Raw genomic sequence first — 6172 nt, 5'->3', positions numbered from 1 at the left:
ATAGGAATCAGTCCAAAGCTATATAGCTTTCTTCGCCATCCTATATAGCTCTACCGATGCACCCATACACCTATATATGAGGTCTTGCGCAACGGTCTCATGTGGTAGTCCTTAGATGTTATTTCTCGGGTTGATATCTTAGAGAGCAGAGCTCTGCTATCTGCTCTCTGTATTTAGGTATGTCATAGAGGCCGTTCCAAACCTCCTCAAGTCCGATGCGGTGTCGATCCTTCCCCCAAGGGCGTCGGTGTATGTCAGGCATATAGTCGGCGAAGACGACGTACTGGGTGTAAGGGTCATCTATGCTTGGGAGTCTATTCTCTTTCTTCTTGATTTTGTCTGGGTCGCTACTGGGAGTTACTTGGGCAAGGGTGGTCATTCCCCAGGATCTCCCACTGATATCTACGTGGGGAGTAGAGCCCTTAGGATCTATATGTGTGACGGATAGTCCATAGGCATCTGCAAGGTCAGAGGTAAGCCACATCTTGCATAGCTCCTCGGTAGCCTCATCGGAGAGGAGACTGTAGTGCTGTGGGTAGATGACGCCATAGTAGGCTCTGTAGACCGCCTCTTTCTTTCGCTGATTGACCACCTGAGTGATGGTCCTCATTGTCTTGATGGTGCTCTGCAGGAGCGGATAATCTTTGGGGTCAAGGTCGTCCCAAAGAGCCCCCCAGCAGGGTGTGCAGTAGGCACTCTTAAGCTTGAAGCAGTAGAGGCGGTAGCCTGCGTGCTGCTCCATATAATACTCTGTCCCTTGCTTGATAAGGCCAATGCGTACGGCGCTCTCCCCCTTGTATCTTGCTACGACGAGGAGGTCTTGCTCCTTGGCTTTGCTCGCCAGCTTCATAAAGTCCTGGATGTACGCAGCGCCCTTGGGACGTGGGCTTTTCTCCCCTGCGGCGAGTGCGTCGAAGTACTCTTGGTGTCCCCTATCGCAGCCTGTCTGGGCGTAGTCTTGGATACAGATGGATACTACTCCCTCTTCGTATAGGCGCGAGGTGTGCTGAGCGGGCTTGCCCTCATAGCTCGTGCACCATACATAGACGGGATCATCGAATGCAGGGGCTTGTAGCCAAAGGATCTCCGCTTGTCTGGTAGCTAAGGATAGGAGGCGCTCTCGCTGGAGGTCATCGTTGGCTTTGAGATACTCCTGCTCCTCAATGGGGAAATACTTCTTGGCCAGTGCAAGCTCGATAGGGTGGCATGGTGGGAGGCTCCACATCTCTGGGTTTGTGTGCTCCGCGACATAATTGGGTAGAGGGAAGGCCTTTTGATCTTGGAGCCTTTCCCAGTGCATGAGAAACCAAGAGGCATAGAGACCTCGGTAAGTCCACCACACAAAATCCGTGTTGATCTCCAGCGTCTTATCCCACTGCTCCATCATCTCGATGCGCTTGAGGCAGCGCACACTATCGCTTAGGTCAATGGAGGGATCAAGTAGCGGATGGTAAGGTGGCCGATCTTTGATATACTCTCGGACGAGCTCTCGCATCGAGAAGCTTCTTCGGAATATCTCTTCGAGAAGGTCCGCGTGCTCCTCCAGTGAAAAGGAGCGCAAGACTTTGGGCTTGTAGTTGGAGCGGGTGAAGCCCAATAGCTCAGCTATGTCTGGGTCTTCCTTTTTTATGCGCACCCGCTCTGTGATGCGCTGTATCAGGTCTTCGTTTATAGAGGCAAGAGTACCGCGGACTTCGAACCAGCGAGGCTCGTCTCGTGATGCACCTTTCTCAGCCAAGTAGCGGAGAGCTTCTTCTTTGAGGTGGTAGCCTGCCCAGACCATGCGGGCGAAGGCAAGCTCTCTCTCTTCCGAAGTTATTTGACTGCCTTCCATAGTGTATTCTTCGAAGAGACTTCTGGGCTTCATCTTGAGGTCCAGTAAGATAAAGGGGGAGATATGCTTCATGTATCGAAATGTCTCTCGTGGTAGCCGCCGAGAGTCTAATCGTGGGTGCCTATAAGGGAAGTGGCTACTACCCTCCCTCATCGGATATCGACTATCATAAAGATAGCCAATAACCACCACATATTAGGCGATGTGCCTCGTGGCTTAGATGTAGAAGTGATGGTAGGGAGAGATAGCTGTACTGATAAAAGCAGAGAGCTCCGCCATCCTGTCGGATAGCGGAGCCCTACTTCTGAGGTTCCTGGCGGAATCGAACCGCCGTAAACGGTTTTGCAGACCGGTGCCTAACCACTCGGCCAAGGAACCCTGTGTGGTTTGCGCTTGCAAAGTAACTAAATTCCTCCCACATACACAAGCCTGTGGCGCCGAGTCTAGTGCTCGGGGTGGTATAAAAAGCAAGATGCGCATCTCAGAGAGAGAGACGCGCATCTTATAGCTTGCTTAGTCAGCGTAGAGCGGAAGACGGGGCTCAAACCCGCGACCCTTAGCTTGGAAGGCTAATGCTCTATCAACTGAGCTACTTCCGCATTCCTGATGACGGAAAGGAGTGGGCAGTGATGGATTCGAACCACCGAAGGCGTAAGCCAGCTGAGTTACAGTCAGCCCCATTTGGCCACTCTGGTAACTGCCCCTCCGTCTGCAGCGCATCATCCCTTATTACTATCACTCCTCTGAGCGGGAAGGACGATCCGCATTCTCTTGTAAACACACCAATCCATAGGAGGGCATTCAAGAATCGGAGACAAAGGTACACACAAAATCAGAAATCACCAAACATCTGGCAAAAAATCCTTCTTTTTAGACTTCGGCCCTGCGAAAATCATAGGTATCTAAGACGTCTCATGAAGCCTCTGATGGCAAGAATATTCCCCAGAGAGATCAGTAGTATGATGACCAAACCCAGCCCCAGAGCTGAGAATATACTACTAGGCGCTGCAAGGCCCTCTAATCTCGGCAGATATAGGCCACGTACCACAAAAAGGGCGATGGCAGCAAAAAAGTAAACGCCAAGGTTCACCAGAGCAACAAGCCTCTCGTAGGGGCGAGCCACCTCAAAGGGAGAGTATCCCAACAAGAGCAAAATGCGCAACTTCTCCGTATTCTTCTGCAGAAGAAGATGAATGCTGAGGGTGAGAATAAAGAAGGACAAGGTAGAAATCAGAAGCCCCACCGCAAGCACAATAACAAGACTAATGGTCAAGAGGTAGTTTGCCTTATTCCTATTCATCTTATCTCCTGCCACCTCGTAATTATGCGCATCGAGGTATTGCTCCACCTTGGCATCCCCGGGTTGAGAGACCTCTAAGATTATTCGGCTCACCTCATCCGGGGGAGAAACGATACCCAACTGCCTATTACTCCACGCCATAAAGCTCTCCGGCACTATTATCGTATTGATACGACTAGAGAAGCCCACAATATGGCCCGTAACGCTCAGACTCTGCCCTTGAGACCCCGTCAGATAGAATTGAATGGGGATCAGCCCCACCATGCCTTCGCTAACACGGGGCAATCCTTGCGATGATGCAAAGCCAAAATTATAGAGTGCCAAATAGTCTTTGGGGATAATGATGGGCACCTCCTGAGGTCGAACCGGATCAAATTGCCAATCGGCCCCCTCCACATCGAGAAACTCCTCGGGCATAGTCTCAAAAAACATTTGCGTCTCCAAACCGCCCTGCCCCGGCTGTGCCACAACGGCCACCACATTATATTTAGACGATGAGAAGGTACCCAACTTACGCACCCAAGGCTGGGATGAGAGTTGCGCTATCTCCTTAGACGAAAAGACACCCGCCTTGCTATCGCCCCTCGAGAAGAGACCGCCCACGGCATCTAGCCCCCCGACCTTTTTGGTCAGCACCAAATAATCCTTATTGATAAAGCTATCCTCGCCCGAAAAAACGGTACGCACATCAGCATAGAATTGCAGCCCTATCATCACGATACAAAGCCCTATCACATTGGCAAGAGCAAAGCCGACCAATTGTCCCACACTTACGTTTTTGCGCAAGAGTTTCCCTAAGAGATGGCGGTTCATAGCTTGAGTGTATGCGTATAATCTAGAAGTAAGGGATTGCCAACAGAGGTGGATATAATAGCCGCACCCTGCTTGTTTGCCTCTTCACGCACAAGCTCTGCGACGATCCTATTATTCTCTTCATCCAAGTGACTCACGGGCTCATCCATAAGGTAGAATTGGCACGCTTGGCAAAGGAGACGTATGATAGCCACACGCTGCTGCTGACCTACCGACAACTTGCTCACGGGGCTATTCCACTTGTCTTTAAGACCCAGAACATCGAAAAGCCGAACGATCTCCTCTTTGGATTTGTAGTGGGTAAGTCGATTCTTTAGGAAGACATTGTCCGCTGCCGAGAGCTCCGGAAACAAGGCCAAATCTTGGGGCAAATAGGCAATTTCTTCCCTTCTTATCCTACACCAATCCCCCACAGAGAGGGAGTTTATATCCCTACCATCGAAGAGGATTGAGCCTTTGTAGTCACGCCTATAACCACAGATATAGGCACACAGCGACGACTTGCCGGCTCCGCTCTCTGCCGACACGAGATAGGAGATACCCTGCCTTAGGTCCAGCCCCGACTGAAGCCACACCTCCGACCGGAGAGGCGGCTCTGCCGAGAAGACACAAGGCAGGGTATCTTGTAAGGTAATTGTTTGCACTTTGCTTATGCTTGGAACATGCGTTTCACAAAGCCCTCTAGGATATTATTCCCCTCGGCAGCATCATTGCGGAAGACTATGGTAGATTCGTGTGGAGAAGACATACGCATCATGAGGTACCCATCCAAGCTATACTCTGCAATTTGCTTTATAAGTGCGCTTAGAGAGGACTGGGAAGATAAGTCAACGAACAATCCCCCATAACTCCCCACAAACGAGGCAATATGTTTATTCTCAAGAGCCGTTTCTTTGGGCTGAACAAAAGGCGCATTTCGGTAGTACACATAGTTATTTAGAACCCCATAGTAGGCTCCCCTTTCGCTACTGAGGAAGTCCTCATCCAGGTGATACACTCCATTATTTTGCGAACTCTTCGCATCATTCATTTGGCACAAGAGGGTATCCAGATGCAGGAGAAGTTCGGCACTATTCTTGCTCTGGGCGAGCAACATATACTCTGGGGTAGAATCCCAAGTCATGATTGAGCTTGGTAATTTTACGGCGCCGGCTATTTCTCCTCCAAGGCGGCAAATAACCTGCTTCGCCAAGAGAGCCTCAGCATCCGACGCACTTGTAAGAGCCAATGCCTCGCACACTGCGTCTAAGGTTTTCTCTCCAAGAGACGAAACAGCGATAAGCGCAACATCCTTTGGAAAGTTGGAAAGAAGTTCCTTTGTCACCTTAACATCACTCATAAAAGGACTGGTGTAGGGCTTCCCCTCCGGATCATAAAGTTTAATTTCGCTCCTAATTTCTTTTTTCTCAAAAGAAATGGTAGCAATCATGCGCATAACCTTTTGCTCTTCGAGCATGGGGAGCGCTTTTTCAAAGTCCATGGTTTGAGGTGCTTCTTCCTCAATGGCTTCTACTTCATCTTGCTCTACCCCCTCTTTAGAGAGTTCATCCAAATCCTCATCCCAGTCTCGCCAATCTATATCTTCGTCCTCTACACAGTTGCGGTTAAAGTTCAGACCGCGAAGTTCATCCAGATGAGCAAGGAGAGCATAATTCATATACATACCGGCATCCTTAGCATAGATATCGCTGATGTGCGGTATGGTATTAGCATTCTTCTCGGGCTTTATCTCTACATATTTCTTGACGGTCTCAAGAGGATCCAACCCCATGTCGTTGGAGATAATCCAGACCTGTTTTTTATTACTTACTACGGTACAATTCTTATTAGAGGCAATCCAGTATCCTTCTTTCTCTTCACGCTTCCCGTCCAAGTCCAACTGAGAATAAGTCTCGCTAAACTGCTTAAAGTCTTTTACGAAAAAAGTGAAGGTAAGATTCTTTTCCGGAGTGATAAAGAAGAACAGATCGTGCAACTTTACAGACTTAACCAGATCCTTCAAAAGAATAAAGTTCTCATCTTCGGCAGCATCTTTCGGGATATACTTTTCAAAATTCCCCTTTTTGATCAAATCTGCTCCGTTGCAATAGCCCACAAATAGACTCTCTTGAGGGATCGTCTCGAGTAATTTCTTAGCACCCTTGGGGCTACAAGAGGCAAGAAGTCCTACCACTAGCAACGTTGCCACAAGGCAAGTGTAACGAATTGTCTTCATCTCTATATCA

Annotated in this window: 4 protein-coding genes and 3 tRNA genes; all 7 read right to left on the bottom strand. The window is 49.3% G+C overall.

Annotated elements, in window-relative coordinates; translation table 11 throughout:
- Positions 1-118: 118 nt before the first annotated feature.
- Positions 119-1906: a hypothetical protein gene (locus Q0090_RS07825; RefSeq protein WP_297949409.1), complete on the bottom strand. Its 1788-nt coding sequence runs from the start codon at positions 1904-1906 to the stop codon at positions 119-121.
- Between the two features lie 235 nt (positions 1907-2141).
- Positions 2142-2212, bottom strand: a tRNA-Cys gene (locus Q0090_RS07820).
- A gap of 148 nt (positions 2213-2360) precedes the next feature.
- Positions 2361-2433: transfer RNA gene (locus Q0090_RS07815), tRNA-Gly, on the bottom strand.
- 21 nt (positions 2434-2454) lie between these two features.
- Positions 2455-2537: transfer RNA gene (locus Q0090_RS07810), tRNA-Tyr, on the bottom strand.
- 189 nt (positions 2538-2726) lie between these two features.
- Complete coding sequence (locus tag Q0090_RS07805) at positions 2727-3947, bottom strand: ABC transporter permease (RefSeq protein ID WP_297949407.1); 1221 nt, start codon at positions 3945-3947, stop codon at positions 2727-2729.
- A complete protein-coding gene (locus Q0090_RS07800; RefSeq protein WP_297949405.1) occupies positions 3944-4591 on the bottom strand; it encodes an ATP-binding cassette domain-containing protein in 648 nt (215 codons plus the stop codon). Before Q0090_RS07800 ends, Q0090_RS07805 begins: the two co-directional genes overlap by 4 nt.
- 5 nt (positions 4592-4596) lie before the next feature.
- Entirely contained in the window at positions 4597-6162 is a 1566-nt protein-coding gene (locus tag Q0090_RS07795) for a hypothetical protein (protein ID WP_297949403.1), read from the bottom strand.
- Between the last annotated feature and the right edge of the window lie 10 nt (positions 6163-6172).

This window comes from uncultured Porphyromonas sp. (assembly GCF_938023125.1).
In the GTDB taxonomy this organism is placed as follows: Bacteria; Bacteroidota; Bacteroidia; order Bacteroidales; family Porphyromonadaceae; genus Porphyromonas.
This window is presented reverse-complemented; position numbering and strand designations above follow the sequence as displayed.

Coding starts and splice junctions, on each gene's coding strand:
- Q0090_RS07825 (WP_297949409.1), bottom strand. CDS start 1,906: ATGAAGCATATCTCCCCCTTTATCTTACTGGACCTCAAGATGAAGCCC.
- Q0090_RS07805 (WP_297949407.1), bottom strand. CDS start 3,947: ATGAACCGCCATCTCTTAGGGAAACTCTTGCGCAAAAACGTAAGTGTG.
- Q0090_RS07795 (WP_297949403.1), bottom strand. CDS start 6,162: ATGAAGACAATTCGTTACACTTGCCTTGTGGCAACGTTGCTAGTGGTA.